Source organism: Filobacillus milosensis (assembly GCF_004402015.1).
Taxonomy (GTDB): domain Bacteria; phylum Bacillota; class Bacilli; order Bacillales; family Alkalibacillaceae; genus Filobacillus; species Filobacillus milosensis.
The window spans coordinates 76,429-97,252 of sequence record NZ_SOPW01000010.1 but is presented as its reverse complement, the minus strand read 5'-3'; the positions used below and the strand labels follow the sequence as shown (position 1 = coordinate 97,252).

The 20,824-nt window shown below is 39.0% G+C and carries 22 protein-coding genes; 9 read left to right on the top strand and 13 right to left on the bottom strand.

Annotation, left to right across the window (positions count from 1 at the left end; all coding sequences use genetic code 11):
• Positions 1–9: 9 nt before the first annotated feature.
• The 6 genes from E3U55_RS10585 to E3U55_RS10560 all read right to left on the bottom strand — a co-directional run bounded on the left by E3U55_RS10585 (position 10) and on the right by E3U55_RS10560 (position 7,222).
• Positions 10–1,386 (bottom strand): SLC13 family permease, encoded by a 1,377-nt coding sequence (locus E3U55_RS10585; RefSeq protein WP_134340402.1) that lies wholly within the window; start codon positions 1,384–1,386, stop codon positions 10–12.
• A 16-nt stretch (positions 1,387–1,402) separates the two neighbouring features.
• Complete coding sequence (locus E3U55_RS10580; RefSeq protein ID WP_134340401.1) at positions 1,403–2,893, bottom strand: tripartite tricarboxylate transporter permease; 1,491 nt, start codon at positions 2,891–2,893, stop codon at positions 1,403–1,405.
• Positions 2,894–2,908: 15 nt separating this feature from the next.
• Positions 2,909–3,367 carry a tripartite tricarboxylate transporter TctB family protein gene (locus tag E3U55_RS10575; protein WP_134340400.1) on the bottom strand — a complete coding sequence of 153 codons (459 nt, stop codon included), beginning with the start codon at positions 3,365–3,367 and terminating at the stop codon, positions 2,909–2,911.
• A gap of 102 nt (positions 3,368–3,469) precedes the next feature.
• Positions 3,470–4,534 carry a tripartite tricarboxylate transporter substrate binding protein gene (locus E3U55_RS10570; protein WP_134340399.1) on the bottom strand — a complete coding sequence of 355 codons (1,065 nt, stop codon included), beginning with the start codon at positions 4,532–4,534 and terminating at the stop codon, positions 3,470–3,472.
• Positions 4,535–4,949: 415 nt separating this feature from the next.
• Positions 4,950–5,624, bottom strand: a complete 675-nt coding sequence (locus E3U55_RS10565; RefSeq protein ID WP_134340398.1) for a response regulator — start codon at positions 5,622–5,624, stop codon at positions 4,950–4,952.
• Positions 5,624–7,222, bottom strand: coding sequence for an ATP-binding protein (locus E3U55_RS10560; RefSeq protein ID WP_134340397.1), 1,599 nt, complete (start codon positions 7,220–7,222; stop codon positions 5,624–5,626). Before E3U55_RS10560 ends, E3U55_RS10565 begins: the two co-directional genes overlap by 1 nt.
• A gap of 370 nt (positions 7,223–7,592) precedes the next feature.
• On the opposite strand from E3U55_RS10560, the gene iadA reads away from it, so the two are divergent.
• Both iadA and E3U55_RS10550 read left to right on the top strand, forming a co-directional pair.
• Positions 7,593–8,759, top strand: coding sequence for a beta-aspartyl-peptidase (gene iadA / locus E3U55_RS10555; protein WP_134340396.1), 1,167 nt, complete (start codon positions 7,593–7,595; stop codon positions 8,757–8,759).
• A gap of 197 nt (positions 8,760–8,956) precedes the next feature.
• Positions 8,957–9,343, top strand: coding sequence for a hypothetical protein (locus E3U55_RS10550; protein WP_134340395.1), 387 nt, complete (start codon positions 8,957–8,959; stop codon positions 9,341–9,343).
• A 22-nt stretch (positions 9,344–9,365) separates the two neighbouring features.
• Here the strand turns inward: E3U55_RS10550 and E3U55_RS10545 are convergent, their stop codons facing one another.
• The 7 genes from E3U55_RS10545 to E3U55_RS10515 all read right to left on the bottom strand — a co-directional run bounded on the left by E3U55_RS10545 (position 9,366) and on the right by E3U55_RS10515 (position 14,823).
• Complete coding sequence (locus E3U55_RS10545) at positions 9,366–9,863, bottom strand: hypothetical protein (RefSeq protein ID WP_134340394.1); 498 nt, start codon at positions 9,861–9,863, stop codon at positions 9,366–9,368.
• 15 nt (positions 9,864–9,878) lie between these two features.
• Positions 9,879–10,541: an HAD hydrolase-like protein gene (locus tag E3U55_RS10540; RefSeq protein WP_134340393.1), complete on the bottom strand. Its 663-nt coding sequence runs from the start codon at positions 10,539–10,541 to the stop codon at positions 9,879–9,881.
• Positions 10,542–10,567: 26 nt separating this feature from the next.
• Complete coding sequence (locus E3U55_RS10535; protein WP_134340392.1) at positions 10,568–11,005, bottom strand: SRPBCC family protein; 438 nt, start codon at positions 11,003–11,005, stop codon at positions 10,568–10,570.
• 28 nt (positions 11,006–11,033) lie between these two features.
• The gene (locus E3U55_RS10530) at positions 11,034–11,594 is read right to left on the bottom strand and encodes a hypothetical protein (protein WP_134340391.1); all 561 of its coding nucleotides are present in this window, start codon (positions 11,592–11,594) and stop codon (positions 11,034–11,036) included.
• Between the two features lie 20 nt (positions 11,595–11,614).
• Entirely contained in the window at positions 11,615–13,201 is a 1,587-nt protein-coding gene (locus E3U55_RS10525; protein WP_134340390.1) for a cation:proton antiporter domain-containing protein, read from the bottom strand.
• 65 nt (positions 13,202–13,266) lie between these two features.
• Positions 13,267–14,208, bottom strand: a complete 942-nt coding sequence (locus E3U55_RS10520) for a hypothetical protein (RefSeq protein ID WP_228547531.1) — start codon at positions 14,206–14,208, stop codon at positions 13,267–13,269.
• 18 nt (positions 14,209–14,226) lie between these two features.
• Complete coding sequence (locus E3U55_RS10515; protein WP_134340389.1) at positions 14,227–14,823, bottom strand: hypothetical protein; 597 nt, start codon at positions 14,821–14,823, stop codon at positions 14,227–14,229.
• A gap of 295 nt (positions 14,824–15,118) precedes the next feature.
• Here E3U55_RS10515 and E3U55_RS10510 point away from each other — a divergent pair, with 295 nt between their 5' ends.
• From E3U55_RS10510 to E3U55_RS10480, 7 genes are all read left to right on the top strand, one after another.
• The gene (locus tag E3U55_RS10510; RefSeq protein WP_134340388.1) at positions 15,119–15,808 is read left to right on the top strand and encodes a response regulator transcription factor; all 690 of its coding nucleotides are present in this window, start codon (positions 15,119–15,121) and stop codon (positions 15,806–15,808) included.
• Positions 15,805–16,842 (top strand): sensor histidine kinase, encoded by a 1,038-nt coding sequence (locus tag E3U55_RS10505; RefSeq protein ID WP_134340387.1) that lies wholly within the window; start codon positions 15,805–15,807, stop codon positions 16,840–16,842. The genes E3U55_RS10510 and E3U55_RS10505 overlap by 4 nt, the downstream gene beginning before the upstream one ends.
• Positions 16,835–16,996: a VanZ family protein gene (locus E3U55_RS17560; RefSeq protein ID WP_194840884.1), complete on the top strand. Its 162-nt coding sequence runs from the start codon at positions 16,835–16,837 to the stop codon at positions 16,994–16,996. Before E3U55_RS10505 ends, E3U55_RS17560 begins: the two co-directional genes overlap by 8 nt.
• Entirely contained in the window at positions 16,980–17,555 is a 576-nt protein-coding gene (locus tag E3U55_RS10495) for a DUF3221 domain-containing protein (RefSeq protein WP_134340385.1), read from the top strand. The genes E3U55_RS17560 and E3U55_RS10495 overlap by 17 nt, the downstream gene beginning before the upstream one ends.
• 157 nt (positions 17,556–17,712) lie before the next feature.
• Positions 17,713–18,474 (top strand): ABC transporter ATP-binding protein, encoded by a 762-nt coding sequence (locus E3U55_RS10490; protein ID WP_134340384.1) that lies wholly within the window; start codon positions 17,713–17,715, stop codon positions 18,472–18,474.
• On the top strand, positions 18,464–20,413 hold the full coding sequence (locus E3U55_RS10485; RefSeq protein ID WP_134340383.1) for an ABC transporter permease: 1,950 nt from the start codon (positions 18,464–18,466) through the stop codon (positions 20,411–20,413). The genes E3U55_RS10490 and E3U55_RS10485 overlap by 11 nt, the downstream gene beginning before the upstream one ends.
• Before the next feature lie 118 nt (positions 20,414–20,531).
• Positions 20,532–20,768: a hypothetical protein gene (locus E3U55_RS10480; protein ID WP_134340382.1), complete on the top strand. Its 237-nt coding sequence runs from the start codon at positions 20,532–20,534 to the stop codon at positions 20,766–20,768.
• The last annotated feature ends 56 nt before the right edge of the window (positions 20,769–20,824 follow it).

Below are 20,824 nucleotides of genomic sequence, written 5' to 3'. Positions count from 1 at the left end.
TAAGGAGTTTTACCAATATAAAAACACAGCCGCTATAGCGATGGATGACATGATTGTACTTGAGATGAATCCGATTGTGAGTATTTCACCTTTTGTAAATACGCCTTCCTGTCCGGCATAAAACGTCGATGGAGAGTGAATCGGAATCAATAATGTCCCACCAATCACCATCACCATTAACATCGATAGGGCCAATGGCGAAATGTGAACAATCTCAGCATACGAAATCATGATTGGGAAAATAACCGCGATTGCAGATGATGAGTTTGTAAATAATAGTCGGAGCAGCCATATAAAACAAACCACACTTAAAACGAGTAAAAATGTATTTGAATCCGTCGGCATGATTTTTGCTAGACTATTAGCCATCACCTGAGCTGTACCGTTATTTGATAATAGCAAACCTAAGGAGAAAGATGTCCCTAGCAACAAAAAACTCTCCCAGTCAAAGCTGCGAATCAATCGGTTATCAACTATTCCTATTTGAGGAAGGGCATAAAACACAACCAACAACATGGGAGGAATAATAATTGGAACAACATTCGGGTCGGTAAAAACCCACGTTAAAATCATCACAGCGAAAGCGATCACAACCGGCCAAAACTGATTATGTTTTTCTAAGACAGAATGTCCGACCTCTTCTTCAAATGGTGCATCCACCAGCTCGGACGATGCAGTTTTCCATTTTAAAAATAAGAAAATCACCAAAGCCGATAGTAGCATCGACATCCACAGCGGAATGAACATAAGTGTAAACCAATCTGTCCAACTTAAACGCCCAACGCCATACTCGACCATTAATTGATACGCAAACACAGAAAAGCCACCACCCGTGAAGATGATGAGTGTGGCATTCTGATTGAAAAAACTAATAATATATAAACCGAATTTTTTAAACAGACTACGTTGGTCGAAGCCATACAAACTATTTATTTTAGAAATTAAGGGGTAAAGAATTTTATACCTCGCCATCGCAGACGGTAAAAAAATCGGCAAAACAAGTAAAAGTAATGGTAAGCCAACCATAATCCGGCTAACCCGACCTTTACTTGCTTTTTGAAAAACTTCAGCTACCACTTGGTCGAAGCCAACTTTCACTAAGACCTGACTTATGAGTGATAGTAAAACAATAAAGTATAAAGCCGGCGATAAGAAGCCGCGAAAAGCAGATTCTTCTTGCTCGGCCACGCCTAATCCAATCATGAGAGCTAGCACTAGAATACTAGAGGGGCCTGCTGGAATTGGCGCAGCTGTCCACAAATATATGGCTATAGCTAGTATTAATAAGGTCAATTGTTGATTAGCTGTAAAAGAATCTAATAGGCCTGAATGTATAGCCAAATAAAAGAATCCAGCTAACACTATTAAAATCCCAAACTTTTTCATAAGCAACAACCTTCAGTTAAGCTTTTTTCTTTCCTCTCAAGTTTTTCACAATTGGGAAAGCAAATGAAAGCACTGATAATGCAATTAATGATAACGCAATATTGCTTTCAAAGAATATGGATAGCTGTCCATTTGAGATAGTCATTGATTGACGGAATGATTGCTCCATCATACCACCTAGAATAAACGCCAGGATAAACGGAGGTGCCGGGAAGGCAAACATCCGCATTAAGTAACCGAGCACACCAAATGCAACCAATAGATACAAGTCAAATACACTAAAGCTAATCGCATATACTCCGATTAAACTGAACATTAAAACCAATGAAATTAACATCGGACGTGGAATCGTTAAAATTCTTGCGATGTATGGGATTAACGGTAAGTTTAAAATTAATAAGAAAACATTACCGATATACATACTTGCGATAATACCCCAGAATACCTCTGGACGGTCACCCATTAACATTGGACCTGGCTGCAACCCAAGTACCAAGAATGCACCTAGCATTACAGCTGTTGTACCCGAACCTGGAATACCTAAACTTAATAGCGGCACAAACGCACCACTTGTTGCAGCGTTGTTCGATGTTTCAGGCGCAGCTAAACCTTTAATTGAACCTTTACCGAACTCTTCAGGATTCTTAGACATTCTTTTCTCTGTAATATAACTGATGAAAGATGCGATTGTCGCACCTGCACCTGGTAAGATACCAAGGATGAAACCTAGAATCGAGTGTCGACCGATTGGACCACTCATTTCCTTAGCATCATCTTTTGTAATTTTTAAGCTTCCAATATCTTTTCCTGAACCGCCCATAGATTTATGACGATTCATGACCAGATAGCAAACTTCCGCAATTGCGAATAAACCTAAGGCAATCACTAAGAAATCAATACCATCTAATAGATTGGCGCTGTCAAATGTAAATCTTGCTGTACCTGTCTGTGGGTCGATCCCGATTGTGGCAATCATAAAACCAACCACAGCAGAAATCAAGGCTTTAATCGTTGACCCTTCTGACAGACTTGAGATTGCGGTTAAACCAAGTAACATTAAAGCAAAATAAGCTGGCGGACCGAACGACACCGCTACACTAGCCAGCATTGGCGCGAAAATCATAAGTAGAATTACACTAATCGTACCTCCAGCGAATGAGGAGATCGCAGCAATCGCAAGTGCCTTACCTGCTTTTCCTTGCTGAGCCATCGGATATCCATCGAATGATGACGCCACCGTACCAGATATCCCCGGCGCATTTAATAGAATAGACGATGTGGAACCACCAAACACCGCACCATAATAAACACCAGCCATCATAACTAGTGCCAGTGACGGATCCATGCCGTACGTAATCGGGATCATAATTGCAATCGCACTAATAGGACCTAGTCCGGGTAGCATCCCGATAAATGTACCAACAAAAACACCTAATAAAACGAACATAATACCTTGCCAACTAAAGGCAACTTCAAAGCCTGTTAAAATTCCATCAATAGCTCCCATGCTTTCCCTCCTCTCTTAAATTGGTAGAATACCTTGTGGTAAATTGATTTGAAGTAAAAAGACGAAAATACTATATAAAAAGACAGGGAATACAATAGAAACAATCGCATTAACCCAATGTTTTTTATAGCCCAAAAACCACGAACAAAAGAACACAAATAGTGTCGTCATTAGGATAAAACCAACTATTTCAAATAAGAAGATATAGATTATTAGAAGTCCAAGTACACCTAGTAATGCCATGACATCTTTTTTAGGTATATGACGCTTGGCCTTTTGTTCTTCTGTGTCGTTGTCTTTTGTAAAAAATAAAGCTATTGATAAGACTAATAGAACCCAGCCTAAAGCCTTAGGAACAGCATCAGCATCCACTGGAATATATGGATAGGTTGGAAGCTGGAAACTCATATATAAATAACCAGCTGATAAAAGGAACAATATTAATCCAATTTTACGATTGACCCCTTTTAACATCAGGATACACTCCTTCCTATATGGAGAAAAATTTACCTTTTTTACATACAAAAATTATCAGAAGCCAACGGAGTGACCGTTGACTTCTTTTTGTTGAGAGAATTATTTAGTTAAGCCTAATTCATCAAGGATTTCTTTTAAGTTTTGTTTTTCTTTATCTAAGAATTCTTTGTATTCTTCACTTCCCATGTACATTTCGTTCCAACCGTAGTTTGCACGGATATCTGCGAATGCCTCAGAGTCGCTTAGTTCTTTGAATTTCTTTTCATAGAATTTAACAGCTGCCGGGTCCATGTCATTTGGACCGAAGAAACCTCTCCAGTTAACAAACGTTTCGTCGATTCCCTGCTCTTTAGCTGTTGGGAATGTTGATAGTACTTCACCATCTAAACGCTCTTCAGATGTTACAGCTAATACTCTTAGTTTGTCTGCGCGAACTTGCTCAGCAATTTCAGAAACACCAGTTGAATAAACATCTGCGCTACCGTTTAGTACTTGAGTAACACCACCAGCATCTGGAGCAGAAACGTATTTAATCTTCGTGATATCTACGCCTGCTGCTTTAGCAAAACGCACGAACTGAATGTGATCCATACTACCAGGAGAAGATGTACCAACTACTGTTACGCTTTGTGGATCTTCTTTCATATCTTCGAATAGTTCGTTTAAGTTATCCCATTTAGCATCTTTAGCTACTGCAAATGCACCATAACCAGCAATCACGTTAGCGATAGGTGTAAAGTCTTCGTGACCATACTCAGATTGACCATTTAAAGGTACTAATAAAATTGGAGAAGATGAAACGAATAGATTATGGTTGCTTCCTGCTTTTTCAGCCATGTAAGCCCAACCGATCGCACCACCGGCACCTTCTTTGTTTACAACACCCATGTCTTGCTCGATAATGCCTTCTTCAGTCATTGTTTGCGCCGCCATACGAGCCGTTGTATCCCAACCGCCACCAGCGCCTGCTGGAGCAACAATTTCGATCGATTCAGATGGTGTCCATGCACCATTGCTGTCTCCACTGTCACCTGAAGCCTCTTCAGAACCATTGCCTTCAGATTCACTGTCCGTGTTGCCTTCTTCTGATGAGTCGTCCCCACCACAAGCGGCTAAGAACAGTACTAACATAGCGAACATTGTTAACGCTAAAATTTTCTTCATAATAAAAAGCCCCCTAATTCAAATTGTTTTAATAAATTTGCAACAAAAATGTCACAAATGATTTTCTATTCACAATACTAAAATGAAAATTCAATCTTGTAACCGTTTTCAAAATAACCCGTAATAAAAATTTTAAATTAATTTTGTTCATTTTGTTCACGGTTAGAGGCTACCCGCCAGATAGACATCTCCATCCGCGAGTTTACGGTGTCTATCCGCGAGATTGGCACCTTTATCCGCTAAATTCACTTTCCTATCCGTTAAAGGGAGGGGTGTATCCGCTAGAGTTGGTTATCTATCCGCTAAATCGTGGAAGCTATCCGCCAGTCAAGAAGGGTATCGCCACTTTATAATCTTCCACTCGCCAGTATACTTATGATACAAACAAAAAAAGCTAGAACAGCTTCTAGCTGGTCTAGCTTTGGTAATACTTTCGTTCAGGGCGGCCGACAATTCCGTACTCAAGCTCGGCTTGACACTCGCCTTCCGAAATTAAATATTCTAAATAGCGTCGCGCTGTCGTTCGTGAAGCCCCCATATGTTGCCCCATCTCCTCAGCTGTAACACCATTTTCTTGCTTTAAAATACTTTTTACTTTTTTTAGTGTAAGAGGGTCAATTCCTTTAGGTGTGTTTGCTTGTTCTTCCTCTACTTTGGCACCGGTTCGACCAAAGTACTGATCTAGTAACTCTTGGTCAACCTCATCTTTACGACGAAGCTCTTCATAAAATTGCTTGAATTTCTCCACTGTTTCAACAAAACGATCCAAAGTAACAGGTTTGATAATATAATCGAACACGCCTTTTTGAAGAGCATCTTGTACAATTTCTTTATCCGTACCAGCACTAATCATAATAATGCCAATCTCAGGTTTTATCGATTTAATTTCTTCTATAATCTCCGTTCCTAAACGGTCAGGCATATAAATATCTAATAAAATTAGATCGATGTCATGTTCTTTCAACTTATTTATCGTATCTTCAGCAGTTAACGACTTAAAAACAACTTCGCAGCCCTCAATTTTATTCAAAAAACCTTCGTGGATGGAAGCCACACGATAATCATCTTCAGTAATCGCCACTTTTAACATTAGGTATTGTCACCCTCTTTCAATTGCTTAGGTAGATAAACGGTAAATACGGTTCCTCGACCTTTCTCGCTATTGACTTCAATCAGGCCTTGAAGCTCCTCTACAACTTCTTGAACAATGGATAAACCATAACCTCGATCATCCATCCCTTTTGTGGAAAAGCCTTTTTCAAAGATCTGACGTTGCGCTTCATCTGAAATGCCAACACCGTTATCATTTACTTCAAAAATAATATCATTTCCTAGGTCTGTCGCAAAGAATGTAATCTCTTTATTCTCTTGGTCACTTACTGCTTCAATCGCATTATCTAAAAGATTCCCCAGGATCGTGACCATTTTCGATGTATTAATGTGCGCAGGTAATGGACTCAACGAGCTGTTTTCATCAATCATTAGATTCACTTTTTTCTCAGATGCCTTACCGATTTTACCTAATAAAATAGCTTGTACCGTATGATCTTCTAGATGTTTAAACAATTTTTTCGTTTGGTGCTGATGTTGTTCATACTCTTCCTGTATCAGGTCGATTGCTTCCTGATAGTTTCCAAGTTGCAGCAAGCCAGAAATGACATATAACTTGTTCGTATACTCATGGGTCTGAGCCCTCAAATCTTCTGAATAACTTTTCACTTCTGATAAAGCATTAAGCATTTCTTGAATCTCCGTCTTATCACGAAAACTGGCAACCACACCAACTACTTCTCCGTCTTCATATATCGGAGTTCGATTCACGATAACCACTCGATTCCTAAGAATCATCTCATCATCCATGTCGGACTCACCATTTTCAAGCACGTCGTACATTTTGGTGTTTGGTAACACTTCATTGATATGCTTATACTTCATATCTTCAGTTAGTCCTAGTAGTTTTCGTGCCGAGTAGTTTAAAATCGTAATCATTCCATCACGATCAATCGCAATAATCCCTTCACGTATAGATCGAAGGACGGCTTTACGTTCTCGATATAGCGAGACGATCTGGTGGGGTTCCAGACCTAAAATGTCCTGACGAATGCTACGCGTTAGGAAAACCCCACCAACTGCACCTAGGCCAAGTACCGCAAAGGCTGAAACGAAGAGCACTTCCAATCGGTCATAAATCGCCCCACGAATGTCTTCAAGCATGAAACCAACCGAAACAAGTCCAATGATTTCACCTTGTTCATTAAAAATAGGCGCTTTACCACGAAGCGAAGGTCCTAGTGACCCAATCGCTTCAGATTTATAATAATTACCATGGATTAACGCCTGGTCATTATCACCACCGACCATCCTTCGTCCAATTTTAAATTCTTGTGGATGCGAATAACGAATACTGTTCTTATTACCTACTACGATGAATTCCGCTCCGACTTTCTCACGAATATTTTCAGCAATTGGCTGAATTACTTCAGATGGTTCCTCTAACTCGAATGCATCAATCACCTCGGGCATCAATGAGATTGAAGTGGCCACATCCAGTGCGCGTTGTCCCATCGATTCCTTTGTTTGATTCCACTCTATGTAGCTATAAATCCCCGTTATAAGTACTGTCACAAACAGTAACAACGAGATAATTAATGTTAAAATTTTTGTTTTCAAAGAAAATTTCTTTCGCATTAAGTCCTGCTCCTTCAAGGTGCTCTAGCTAATTCATATAAAGAATAACATGATTTTTAGATGATGGGTAATGGTTAGAAAACTTGACCGCCGTCAAGTTTTTAACCAATTAATGCACTTAAGAGGGCTTATCCGCCAGTTTGGGGTGTCTATCCGCGAGATTAACATCTCTATCCGCGAAATCGGAATGTCTATCCGCTAGTGTAACCCTCTTATCCGCGAGGTCCACACCTCTATCCGCCAGATGAGGGGGGGTATCCGCGAGATTGATAACTCTATCCGCCACTACAATTCAAAAATTAATTCAACAACTTCCTCTTAATCAAATTCTTGTTATAATACGTATAATTCATAGATTAGGAGAGATCGTATGATCAAAATAATCAAAAATGCGAACGTATATGCACCGCACCCTTTAGGCATGAAGGATGTTTTAATCGCAAATGATAAAATTGCAAAAATCGATGATGTGATTGAAGTACCTAATTGGGCCGAGGCAATTGATGCTTCAGGAAAAATTATGACACCAGGATTTATTGATGGCCACGTTCATATTACTGGCGGTGGTGGGGAAGGAAGCTTCCACACTCGAACACCAGAGCTTAACCTAACAGATGCCACCATGAGTGGGGTGACAACTGTAGTTGGTGTCATCGGCACGGATGGGACCACACGTACGATGACTAACCTTGTTGCGAAAGCGAAGGCACTTTGCGAAGAAGGAATTACGTGTTACGCACTCACCGGCAACTACCATGTCCCCGTGCGCACGCTGACTGGTAAGGTTGAGGATGACATCATGCTAATCGATGTCATTATAGGGGCAGGCGAAATTGCCATAGCCGACCATCGCTCATCGCAGCCTACAGTTGATGAACTAGCCAAAATCGGTTCTCAAGCACGGATTGGTGGAATGCTGTCTGGCAAAAAAGGAATCGTGAATGTTCATGTGGGTGGCGGTCACGATCGCCTGCAATTATTGGAAAGTGTGGTTGAACAAACGAACCTGCCGATTGAGCAATTTCAACCAACACACATCAACAGAAATGAAGCATTGTTTAATCACGGGGTGAGTTACGCTAAAAAAGGTGGTCTGGTGGACTTTACTACAAGCACTATTCCCAACACACCAAACGACCCTACCATCCCAAGCAGTCGAGCCCTTAAGCGTATGATGAATGAAGGCGTCCCGGTGGAAAACATGACTTTCACGTCAGACGCTCAAGGTAGTTTGCCAGAGTTCAATGAAAAAGGTGAACTCGTTGGCCTTCAAGTAGGTAAAATCCGTTCGTTATATGAAGCATTTGTAGAATCGGTAAAGGGTGAAGGAATTGATTTGGAACAAGCTTTACAAGTGGTCACTAAAAATCCCGCTTCCATTCTAGGGTTAAAACAAAAAGGGCAAATCCAAGAAGGACTTGATGCTGATTTAGTGTTGCTAGATCAAGAGACATTGGATATTGATACAGTTATGGCACGCGGTCAAGTAATGGTTCAACACAATGTGGCTGTCGTCAAAGGAACTTTTGAGGAATAAGAGGTGCGACCTTGCCTTAAGCAAGGTCGTTTTTATTTTATCGGACACTAACTTTATAGTATTGGACACTAATTCAGATTTGCAGCCACTAACCAAAAGTATTGGACACTAAAAATTTAGTATCGGCCACTAATTACCACGGAACCTTTTCTCACCCTGTTTCGTCTAATAACTAAAAGGTCCAGGAGGTCAATATCGTGAAAAATATCATAATAATCGTCGTTCTATTACTGATCACAACTGCATGTAGCACAAACCACAAAAATCTCGAAGACTTAAATCGAGTAGATGTGCACCAGAATGGAGAAGATTGGATGGTGACTGACCAAGACGAAATAGACCAACTGAGAGAAATATTTAAATCTATTGAATGGAGAGAAGGCTCGCCTAGAAAAGAGCAAATACACAACTTAAAACTCGTGCTATTTTTCTTATATGACAAAAACATGCCTGAACGCTTGGTAGACTATTATATCTGGGCAGACCCCACTCAAATTTTACTTTGGGATAAAGAAGAAAATAGAATGGGAATGCTCAACCAATCCGCCTCTGAAAAACTTCTAAATATTATCCATAAAAAATAGAAGCGAGGTCACTAACTCGCTTCTATTTCCCTTTCGCATAATAATTAAACACAAATTGCTGACTCCGATTGCAGTTCGTGCAGTTAATTGGGTAGCCTGTTTTATCGTTTTTCACACCACAAACACAAACCCATTCATCTCCTAAGTCCTTTGCTAAACATACAATGTCTTCATTACCAGTTTCCTGCCTCAACTTAACCACATCTTCATGGTCGTCATGTATTCTATGTAACTGTTCCAACTTTTCATCTAATTCGTCATCGGTTAGTAGACCTTGTCCATGTAATTTATGTAGATGCTCACTCAATTGATCTAAATATATTTTACGCTTGTGTTCTGTCTTTTTAACCTTTAACTCGGATTTCTTCAGTAGGCCACTTTTATATAAATCATTGAGTTTTCGAATCGTTTCGTCCCTATTTTCATCAACTTCCTCTAAATGTTTCTGAATATCATTCACCTTAGCCACCGCACCAATTGACAGCATTAATATAGCTATAATAATAATCCAGAAAAACATACCATAAACCCCTCCTTACTTCACTTTCAAACCGCCGATCACCTTTGTTAACTCTGATAAATCATCAACCACATAATCTGCCTGAGCCAACTCTTCTTCTCTAGCAAAATCAAAGCGACAACCAATGGCTATTAATCCATTTTTCTTCGCTGCATGAATGTCCGACAAGCGATCACCCACCACTGCTGCTTCACTCACCTGATACTTATCCAGTATAGCTCCTACCAAATCCGCCTTATCCAACGAATCAATCTGTTCAATACTAAACGTCTCGGTCACAAAATCATCTAAACCATAATACTCAACAATCGCTTTTAGGTAATCAACTAATCCATTACTTGCTATATAAATTGAATAACCACGCTCAACCAACCCTTCCATAGTTAATTTAACATTCGGATATAAAGCGCCATTACCAGCCTTTATGTTCCCAATTAAACATTCCAAAAAATATTGATCCACTTGTTCACGCACTTCACGAGAATGATTTGGCAATAAGGCCTTCCACACGTTAGGCAAAGGCACACCCATAATCTCACGGTATTTATCTAACGGGGCAAGTCCTTCCCATAAATCCATTCCTCTTAAGTGGTTAAACGTATCTTCAAGTGATAATTCAAGGATTTGGTCGGTTTGAAATAGCGTTCCATCCATATCAAAAATTACTGACTGTGTCATATGTAAGTCTCCCCTTGTTGTCTATATTACTTCTTCTCCATAATCTCCTTCACTTTTTCTAAATCCTTCTTGTTCGCCCGCTTCATCATCATAGCCATAAACGGCGTAATCACCTTTGAAAAACCACTGGGAACCCCTCGATTTCTCAATGTCATACGCGTCAAACCAGGCCCATCTTCCTCCCACGTATATGTTGTTTCCATAGGAAAAGGACCATCAGCTGTCTTCATCACCATTTTTTTGCCCGGGTCATACTCAACTATTTCATAAATATAAGCAAGCTTTCTACCTAAGAAATGTGCTTTAAAAGCAACTTTTGAACCAACCTTAACAGCCCTGTCTGTTTTCCACTCGACTTCTTTAATATTGACATACCATTCCGTTGCATTATCTGGGTTTCCAGCGTAAGCAGCTACATCGTCACGCGGCGCACCAATTTTTAAATCTGTTAAAACATCTACCATCTCTTTTCCCCTATCCTATATTTAATTTTTACTGATACATAAATACAACCGTCGATTCTAAAATCCTCTCATACTGTTTGCGCTTCCGTCTTAAATCACTACTGTTGATAAACAGCATGGAGAAAGCTTCCCACATAAACACCCAGCCCCCAACTGTTAGGCTGAGGGACACAAATTTATAAGCAAACATATCGTTGTCTACATACTGCACAAAGAATGATACCAGGGTAAATAAAAAGGAAAACACAATATACAACAGCGCTCGTTTTCTTTTCTGGGTAAACTCTTTCCGTGTCAAAAACAGATTGTAATGAAAATAATTCCGAATCCCTTGTTCTATATTTTTCTCTCGCTTCTGGTCTTTCACTTCATCATTCATATTGAACCTTAGGGTCACACCATGTTCATTAGCAATATCATAAAAACAATCTTCAAGAAATGTCTTTAAACTCGAGTCCAGGTCACGAATATTATAAACGGCCGAATCCCAAGTATTAAAAATTTCATCATAGTCCTGTAAAGCAATCTCAATGATATAGTTCCTTGTCTTTTCATCAATCGTGTAAAACTGATCTAAGAAGTTTTTCATAAATAAAGTCCCTCGTTGTATTAATGCTCTGTGTTCATTTTGGTCTCAATGTCTTCAATCTTCTCTAAAATCTCACTCATATGTTTCGAACCGACATCATCTGTGATAATTTCTCTTCGAACAAGCTCTTTAACCGATTGATATTCAACATACAGTGCGTCACGTTTCGCACTTCTAATATGCTTGACTTTAATCTCTGGATACTGATCATATAAATCATCTAATTTGGCATAGTAGTCATCTAATTTGTCTTGATACTCTTTTTTCAATTCATCCAGTTCAGCACGCGTGATGAACGACTTATTCTGCATATCTTCCCAGTCTTGAATCGCTGTTTCGTAACGATAAATGGTAGTAACAACTTCTTCGTATTCTTTGACCCCTTCATCACCTTGAAGAATGCCTACTTTCTTAATTAAAGGCTTAATCGTCAAACCTTGAACAATTAACGAGAACAGGACAACACTTAATGTTAATACAAGAATATCTTCACGACCATCAAAGTCCGTTGGCAGACTTAAGGCTAATGCAATGGATAAACTCCCTTTAAGTCCACCCCAGTTCAAGGCGTGTCTGAATTTCATTGGAAAACCTTTTATAAGCGCTAGACTAGTGTAAGTCGCTATGGCTCTTGCGCCAATAACGATTAAAATTCCTAGTAGAACCATTCCCCATTTACCTGACAGATCAATTTGATTAATCTCAAGGCCCACCATCAAGAAAATGATTGAGTTCGCAATAAAAGCAACGACACTCCAAAATGTATGGATACTTAATTTGGTAACGGGACTCATTCCAATTTTTCCACCATAGTTACCAAAGACTAGACCAGAGATAACAACCGCAATCACACCACTAACATGAATCAGTTCCGCTGTAAAATAGCTCCCGAAAAACAGAAGCATCGAAAGCGTGATCTCCATTGGATAATTATCGATGACACTGACCGCCCGTGAAGCCAGAAGTCCAAATGCTGCACCAATTAACAATCCACCTATGGCGAATTTAACGAATAATAACACACCTTCGCCTAAACCAGCCCATCCCATATCGATATAATCTAAAAGATAAACTGAAGCAATCGTAAATAAAACCACGGCAATCCCATCGTTAAAGAGAGACTCCCCTTCAATAATCGTGGTCAGCTTTTTAGTCACTCCTAATGATTTAAAAATGGATAACACGCTAATGGGGTCTGTTGCACTCATTAACGCCCCAAATGTGAAGGCAACCACCAGTGGCAAATCTAATAAAAAGTAAATACCTGATCCGATGACTAAACTCGAGATAAATGTCCCCACAAATGCCAGTGCTAAAATTGGCTTTTTGTTCTCTTTTAAATCTGAAAACGGTAAATTTAACGTCGCTTCACCTAGCAATGTTGGTAGGAAAATTGAAATAATCACAACCTGAAAAACCGCTGATTGAGTGATAAACTTTTGCGCTTCTTCAATGCCTGGTAAATGCATTAATCCAATCACTAAACCAACAACTACAAGAGCAATGCTATAAGGCTGTTTAAATTTACTGGCTAAAATAGCAACCGCTACACTGATTGTCAGCAGAATCAATATTTGCATAAAAACATCATTAAATTCATGTACCATTACGAATCACCTTATTTTTTATTTCTTTTTAGTATGTGCATCTCTTCCGAATAACATTTAGTTCATTATTCAATACCAAAAGATTTTAGTTTTTTATAACGATTGACGGTTAAAATGCCTTGCCAGTACCTTCTTGAGATCGCGAATTCTTTAGGGTAGCTACCCCAATCCCACGACACATCCCAAGTCCCTTCATCAGTCATTTGATTGAAGAAAAATTCCAGGTTTCTCTCAATTAATGACGGCCCGAACCGTTCGTAGAGAACATCATCAGGACTGTTAACGAAGTCTAATGGCAAGGGTTTATAACCTGTCGCCCAATCTGAAGGATCTTTTTCAGCCGACTTTTCAGCCAGGTCGTTTATTTGTTTGGTTACTGCGTCATAAGAAAACGACACCCTCTCATTAAAAGTCTCTTGCCTAACTTCTAACATTCTAATCATTTCTTGAAAATTATTAACCTCATGAAAATCCATCTTATTTGAATTCATCAAATGGTCTACCGCTTTTTCAACCGAAGCCCACCCAATGCTTGCAGCTTCACTGTTTTCTTCAGACCAATGAATTAAAAATGCCGCTAACTCCACACCCGGGTTAAACATCCAGTTTTCCTGAACACCCTCATGCCATCCCCACCATGGTGCGTGTGGGTAGTTATTATTTTCTGGTAAAACCGAAGGCCACATACCCGTCTCATGGTCATATGTTCGAACTAAATACGAAATCATCCCTTGTACCATCTCATCACTAGCATCGGCTTTTACTTCAATTAATATTTGCCCAGCCGCCCATGTAGACATCGATGATGATTGTGGTAACCAAAAATCAGGTTCAATCCCATGACCAAAGCCGCCATCATCGTTTTGAAAAGCCTTCAAGCATTTCAAAACTTGTTCTTTTGTTCCATCTTCAAAATTATACTCCCACCTTGCCGCTTCTAACGGTCGCGCATGACGTTTCATCCAATCACTTGATTTTTTAAAAGCTGTAACTTTTAGATCTTCCACATATAAAACTCCAATCTATTAAGGTAAATATCTTTCCTGTACAAATACAATTTCCCCGTCCTTCTTGAAAAACTCCAAAAATGCGCCTTTTTTACTTTTGAACCCTTGAATATCTAGCATTCGATGAGGATCGATGCTGCCTAAATATACGGGTGTGCTAACATCAACAAGTACCGTCTCTTCGTTTTTCTCTTCTAATCGGAATCCATTAGGAGCATTTTCATCTTCAACCATGTCTGCATAAGTTACTACTAGCTCAATATAACCGTCTTTAACTTCAGAACTGTTTAAAATAGCCGTTTCTGAAGCAGTGGTTTGACTCACTAAATCATAAACTCGATGAATTTTCTCATCTAAACGTCTATGATCATTCTTTTTAATATCCTCTTCTTGTTTTAATCTTTGTTCTTGCTTCTCAATTAACTCAGCCTGTTCATCAATCGTTTCCTTCTGATCATCAATCTTCACTTGCTGATCGGTCAGCTTTTGTTCTAATGCCGACACCTTTCTTTCTAAATCATTTAAAGCATCTGCCATCTCACCATTAACTTCTTCTTTGTCAGAACATCCATTCATGATAAATAACACAATTAAAACAAACCAAAATCTCTTCATCATTCTTCCCCCATAAATCCTTTTCCTCTAAATTAATTAATTCAACACCAAACATCTCATTCCCTTGTTTTGGTAATTAATTTCCGGAGGATTTTCTTGGCTTTCCGGAGCTTTTCAGTTGAATTAACGGGCCGAATTCTGTCGAATCAACTCAAAAACATCACTTTTCTGGAGCTTTAATTGAGTTTTCCGTGCATTTCATATGAATAACAGTGTATAAAACAAAATCTTGTCTTGCCATTTATCTCCATATATACTTACCCTAACAAGTACTTCCTAGATCGGAGGGTTAGCCATGTTCAAACTATTAGTCATCGAAGACGATGAGTCACTTTTTCATGAAATTAAAGAACGATTAACTCAATGGTCGTATGAGGTGTATGGCATTCAGGACTTCGAAAAAGTCATCGAAGAATTCAGTGAGGTTAAACCAGACCTAGTTATCATCGACATTCAGTTACCTAAATATGATGGTTTCCATTGGTGTCGCATGATTCGTGCGCATTCCAACGTGCCAATCATTTTCCTGTCATCACGAGACCACCCGACAGACATGGTCATGTCCATGCAGCTTGGTGCGGATGATTACATACAAAAACCATTTAATTTCGATGTTTTAATCGCAAAAGTTCAAGCGACATTACGTCGTGTGTATAACTACAACAATGACCAAATCCACCTTAAAACGTGGGCTGGAGCGACGGTTGATTATGAAAAGAATACCATATCAAACGATGCCGGCACGATCGAACTGACGAAAAATGAAACATATATCTTAAAAGCTTTAATTGAACATAAAAATAAAATCGTGAGCCGCGAAGAGTTGATTCATCAATTGTGGGAAGATGAGCGGTTTATTAGCGATAATACATTAACGGTTAACGTCAACCGCCTAAGAAAACGACTAGTTGAAATTGGGTTAGGACAAAACATCGAAACAAAAGTTGGACAAGGTTATATAGCAAAAGAAGGGGCATCAACATGATCAGAAAGTTTTTAACAGAACGTCGCAGTTGGATTACTTTGATCATTTTCTTTCAGCTTCTAATCTTATTTATGTCTTACATCGATCCCTATATCAAACTGGGGTCCATCATCTATTATCTGTTTCTATCGAATACGATCTTTATCATTTTTTTAATCGTTCGGTATCAAAAGGAATCCAAGTTTTATCAATCATTAAAGGATCGCGAGACTGACTTAGATGAGTCAGAAATTCCTGTACCAGCCACACCTTTTGAAAAAATTGTTTATAAAAATATTACGGAGCAAGCTGAACACCTTAAACAAATTGAATCAGATAATCGCACCTCATTAGAACAAGAAAAAGATGAATTACTATCATGGATTCACGAAGTCAAAACCCCATTAACAGCCATGCAGCTGATCATTGACCGAATAGAAGATCAAGCATTAAAAGCTGACCTCAACTATGAATGGCTACGTGTCCACCTGCTACTCGACCAGCAATTACATAAAAAGCGCATGGCGATTATAGAAAACGATTTATACATTGAACAAACAGAGCTTGAACCGATTATCTATCAGGAAATTCGAACACTAAAATCGTGGTGCATTCATAAAGGAATTGGGTTCGATATAGATTTAGCGGTGGAGAAGGTTTTAACGGATGGAAAATGGCTCGCATTTATCATTAGGCAAATATTATCTAATGCTGTGAAATACAGTGAGGACTCAGATATTTTGATTACAAGTGACGATGAAAATGACCAAACAACGTTGACGCTTCAAGACTTCGGCCGCGGAATAGACGCCAAAGATATGCCTCGTATTTTTGAAAAAGGTTTCACTTCAACCGCCAAACACCAGGATAACTCAGCCACTGGGATGGGACTTTATCTGACGAAGCAAGTTGCGGACTCATTACAAATTAACATTTATGTCTACTCAGAACTTGAACAAGGCACAACCTTCAAGCTCGTTTTCCCTAAGAAAAATGAGTTTGTCTACCTTAATGAAACTAACTGGATGGTCAATTCTGGGGATATCGATGATTGAATTGACTCAATATCTAACGGCAAGGGAAGCGCTAGATATCGATGATCTAATCATTAACCTAACAGGCGTAATCATAGGGTTTTTGATTTTCCCATACGTTTTTAAAAAAACGGTCGTCATGACTGGAGGTGAACGAAATGACCTCAAACGTTAATCATGAACTTAAGTTTTTCATCATATTTATTCCTGCTTTAATTGTCCTTACGATATTGTTATGGATCATCGTTCCGCTGTTGCCTATCAATGAAACAGAATACAACGTCGATGAACCAACCATTGAAATGGTCGATGCTGAACAAGAGTTTACAGGCGAGCCCGACTTGACGGGGTATGTGGTGGGTAAAGATAAAGAAAAGGGCAGGATATTAGTAGTAGATCCAGTACCTGTTGAAGGAGATTTTCATCATGCAACTTGGGGAACCTTTCCCCCTGAACATGTCAACATCGGTGATGAGGTTCATGTTTGGTATTATGGGATGATATTAGAATCCTATCCTGGCCAAGTCACATTTGGAAAACTTGAAATTCTACCAAGCCCAAAACCTGAAAGTGCGGATTTGACCCAGTCAGAAGCACTTAACAAAGCATTAACCTCTAACACATTTGACCGAGAAACATTAATCATAGAAAAAATTCAATACGATTCTAAAGATGATTTATGGAATATTGAAATTAAAGATGTAACTAAAACCATCCAAATCAAAGACTCATAGCTCAATTCCAAAAGGAGTTGAGCTATTTTTATTAATGTGTTTCACAACAAAGTGACAAAAATGTCACACGCTGACCTCAATTGTTAGGTAAAATGAAGGATAACGAACCGCTACCCCATATACAATTAATTCAGATTCATTGAAAGGAGCACTAATCATGCACATTTTACAGGCTCAAAAAATTCATAAGAGCTACGGAAACAAATTTAATAAACAAGAAGTGTTACAAGGCATTGACCTAAACATTGAACAAGGTGAATTTGTGAGTATTATGGGGGCTTCGGGCTCAGGGAAAACAACTTTACTGAACGTTTTATCATCGATCGATCAAGTCAGCCAAGGGACAATCAAAATTGACGGCAGCTTAATTACTAACATGAAATCTAAAAAGCTGGCAGAGTTCCGCAAAAATAACCTGGGCTTTATCTTCCAAGAATATAACTTACTAGATACACTTACGGTTAAAGAGAACATCCTTTTACCACTTTCTATTCAAAATGTATCGAAAAAAGAGGCGAATCAAAAATTCGAAACAGTTGCCAATGAACTCGGGATCTATGATGCTCGCGATAAATATCCAAATGAAATCTCAGGCGGGCAAAAACAACGAACGTCTGCGGCACGCGCATTCATCCATAAACCAAGCATTATTTTCGCTGATGAACCGACGGGGGCACTGGATTCTAAATCCGCATCGAATCTCTTAGATAAATTAAGCGAACTCAACAAAAAACGTAATTCAACCATCATGATGGTGACACACGACCCAGTTGCAGCAAGCTACAGTAGTCGCGTCATTTTTATCAAAGATGGACAAATCTATTCACAACTGAATAAAGGGCACGAAGACAGACAGAGCTTTTTCAAAGATATCATGAAAACTCAAGGTGTGTTAGGCGGGGTTCAATATGAGCATTAATCAACTCATTTTCCGTAACCTTAAGAAAAATTTAAGCAATTATTATTTATATGTCTTCGCCTTAATTTTCAGTGTTGCGATTTATTTTGCGTTTGTCACCTTACAATACGATCCGTCCATGGATGCTAGAAAGGGGACTGTTCGTGGAGAAGCCGTTGTAAAAGTCGGTTCAATCTTATTAGTCGCTATCGTGGGAATCTTCCTCATCTATGCGAACAACATATTTATCAAACGTCGCAGCAGTGAGATTGGTCTATTCCAACTCATTGGCATGACAAAAGGTCGAATCATTAAAATTCTAGGTATCGAAAACTTTATCATTTACTTCACATCACTAGCACTGGGAATTTTAGTTGGCTTTTCGATTTCAAAACTCATTGTCATGATCGTATTTAAAATTACAGGAGTAGAGGCTGTCGCAAACTTAAGATTCTCACCAGAAGCACTCATTCAGACTTTACTTGTCTTCATTGGAATCTACTTATTCATTATGTTGACGAACTATGTGTTTATTAAAAAACAAAGCATTTTGGCGTTATTCAATGTTCGATCGTCTACAGAAACAAAAGTTAAGAAACTATCGTTTTGGCAAGTTCTAATGGGCATCTTAGGGATTGCCTTGATTGCATCTGGTTACTATGTCTCACAGATGCTGTTTGATGGTGATTTCACGACATTAAAAGAACTACTATTTGCCATGGGCTTTATCTTAGCAGCTGTCATCATTGGGACCTATCTTTTTTATAAAGGATCGGTAGCGTTTATTTTCCAGCTGATTCGCAAACAAAACAATGGCTACTTAAGTATCAATAAAGTATTATCGCTATCGTCGATTATGTTCCGAATGAAATCAAACGCACTGTTACTAACCATCATTACAACGGTCTCAGCACTTGCCATTGGTCTGTTGAGCTTAAGTTATATCGCTTACTATTCAGCAGAAAAAACAGCGGAAGACTTCGTTGTGGCAGACTTCTCGTTAGTAAATGAAGAAAGTGTAAAAGAATTTACTCAGGCGTTGAATGAGGAGGACATTGCTTACGACAAGACTCAAATTGAAGTCTTTCAAGTCATGGCAGATGTGGAAGATATACTGGATATCAACATAGATGGCCCGGAAATGGATTTGTCAGCCATGCCACTCCCTGTTGTAAGTGATGAAAACTTCGACCATATTGATCTTTCAGAAAACGAGACCTTATTAACGGGATATTCGGATTTAATGCAGTCATTTATGACAATTGAAGACTCCGGAAAAATTGAGTTGAAGGCTCAAAACACAGTGATTGAACAAGATTTCACAGGGTTAAACCGTGAGTATCTGGTTTCATCTTACTATACAAATGGTGGTGGAATGCCACTTTGCGTCGTTGATCAATCGATTTTTGAAAAACTTAAGAAGCATATGAATCCAGACATTCAAAAAGGATCGCTTGTCTATACTGGTTTTGATATCAAGGACTCAGGGGATTTAGAACGGGCTAATACGCTTTTCCAATCAACAGATGTCGATCGTTGGGCCGGAAACGACTCTCAGCTCCAAACCAGTCGTAATCAGAAAATGAACATGGGTTTAATGATGTTTATCGTTGGGTTCTTAGGACTAACGTTCTTAGTCACTTCAGGCTGTGTGCTTTACTTTAAACAAATGGATGAAGGTGAAGGTGAAAAACCAAGCTACACCATTTTAAGAAAACTAGGATTCACACAAGGAGACTTACTAAAAGGGATTCAACTCAAACAACTATTCAACTTCGGAATTCCTTTGGCAGTCGGCTTACTGCATAGTTACTTCGCCGTGCAATCCGGCTGGTTCTTCTTCGGTTCAGAAGTTTGGACTCCAATGCTGATTGTGATGGGACTTTACACAGCACTCTATTCTATTTTTGGAATACTATCTGTGCTATATTATAAGAAAGTTATTCGAGAAGCGCTTTAATCAAGCGCTTCTTCTTTTTATACAACCAATACTCACACAAAACGACAACCAACACTGGTGCTATTACAGAACTACATATATAATGAAAGACGTACAATTTAAAGAAAGGTCGATATGAATGTTTAAAATATTAGAAGTTGCGATTGGCGCGATTGCTTTAATCCTATTTGGTCTTCACTACCTCAGCGATGCCTTTTACTTACCGAATACATACATATTTTTAATTATTGCAGCTTTAATGATAGCTTCTGGCCTGGCAGCAAGACAAGAAGGTAAGAAAACTTACTCCAATATTTATCTCGTATTAGGTTCATTATCCTGTGTTATATTTATTTTTGAAATCATGGGCCTATAATATCACGGCCCTCCCCCAACCTATCCCTTCAATTTTTCATGCATATTTTTCTCCCC

Excerpts from the sequence above, each read along its gene's own strand:
- E3U55_RS10510 (WP_134340388.1), top strand. The coding sequence starts at position 15,119 with ATGTTCAAACTATTAGTCATCGAAGACGATGAGTCACTTTTTCATGAA.
- E3U55_RS10490 (WP_134340384.1), top strand. The coding sequence starts at position 17,713 with ATGCACATTTTACAGGCTCAAAAAATTCATAAGAGCTACGGAAACAAA.
- E3U55_RS10565 (WP_134340398.1), bottom strand. The coding sequence starts at position 5,624 with ATGTTAAAAGTGGCGATTACTGAAGATGATTATCGTGTGGCTTCCATC.
- E3U55_RS10535 (WP_134340392.1), bottom strand. The coding sequence starts at position 11,005 with ATGGTAGATGTTTTAACAGATTTAAAAATTGGTGCGCCGCGTGACGAT.
- E3U55_RS10580 (WP_134340401.1), bottom strand. The coding sequence starts at position 2,893 with ATGGGAGCTATTGATGGAATTTTAACAGGCTTTGAAGTTGCCTTTAGT.
- E3U55_RS10515 (WP_134340389.1), bottom strand. The coding sequence starts at position 14,823 with ATGAAGAGATTTTGGTTTGTTTTAATTGTGTTATTTATCATGAATGGA.
- E3U55_RS10575 (WP_134340400.1), bottom strand. The coding sequence starts at position 3,367 with ATGTTAAAAGGGGTCAATCGTAAAATTGGATTAATATTGTTCCTTTTA.
- E3U55_RS10495 (WP_134340385.1), top strand. The coding sequence starts at position 16,980 with ATGACCTCAAACGTTAATCATGAACTTAAGTTTTTCATCATATTTATT.
- E3U55_RS10530 (WP_134340391.1), bottom strand. The coding sequence starts at position 11,594 with ATGAAAAACTTCTTAGATCAGTTTTACACGATTGATGAAAAGACAAGG.
- E3U55_RS10545 (WP_134340394.1), bottom strand. The coding sequence starts at position 9,863 with ATGTTTTTCTGGATTATTATTATAGCTATATTAATGCTGTCAATTGGT.
- E3U55_RS10585 (WP_134340402.1), bottom strand. The coding sequence starts at position 1,386 with ATGAAAAAGTTTGGGATTTTAATAGTGTTAGCTGGATTCTTTTATTTG.
- E3U55_RS10525 (WP_134340390.1), bottom strand. The coding sequence starts at position 13,201 with ATGGTACATGAATTTAATGATGTTTTTATGCAAATATTGATTCTGCTG.
- E3U55_RS10540 (WP_134340393.1), bottom strand. The coding sequence starts at position 10,541 with ATGACACAGTCAGTAATTTTTGATATGGATGGAACGCTATTTCAAACC.
- E3U55_RS10505 (WP_134340387.1), top strand. The coding sequence starts at position 15,805 with ATGATCAGAAAGTTTTTAACAGAACGTCGCAGTTGGATTACTTTGATC.
- E3U55_RS10480 (WP_134340382.1), top strand. The coding sequence starts at position 20,532 with ATGTTTAAAATATTAGAAGTTGCGATTGGCGCGATTGCTTTAATCCTA.
- E3U55_RS10570 (WP_134340399.1), bottom strand. The coding sequence starts at position 4,534 with ATGAAGAAAATTTTAGCGTTAACAATGTTCGCTATGTTAGTACTGTTC.
- E3U55_RS17560 (WP_194840884.1), top strand. The coding sequence starts at position 16,835 with ATGATTGAATTGACTCAATATCTAACGGCAAGGGAAGCGCTAGATATC.
- E3U55_RS10560 (WP_134340397.1), bottom strand. The coding sequence starts at position 7,222 with ATGCGAAAGAAATTTTCTTTGAAAACAAAAATTTTAACATTAATTATC.
- E3U55_RS10485 (WP_134340383.1), top strand. The coding sequence starts at position 18,464 with ATGAGCATTAATCAACTCATTTTCCGTAACCTTAAGAAAAATTTAAGC.
- iadA (WP_134340396.1), top strand. The coding sequence starts at position 7,593 with ATGATCAAAATAATCAAAAATGCGAACGTATATGCACCGCACCCTTTA.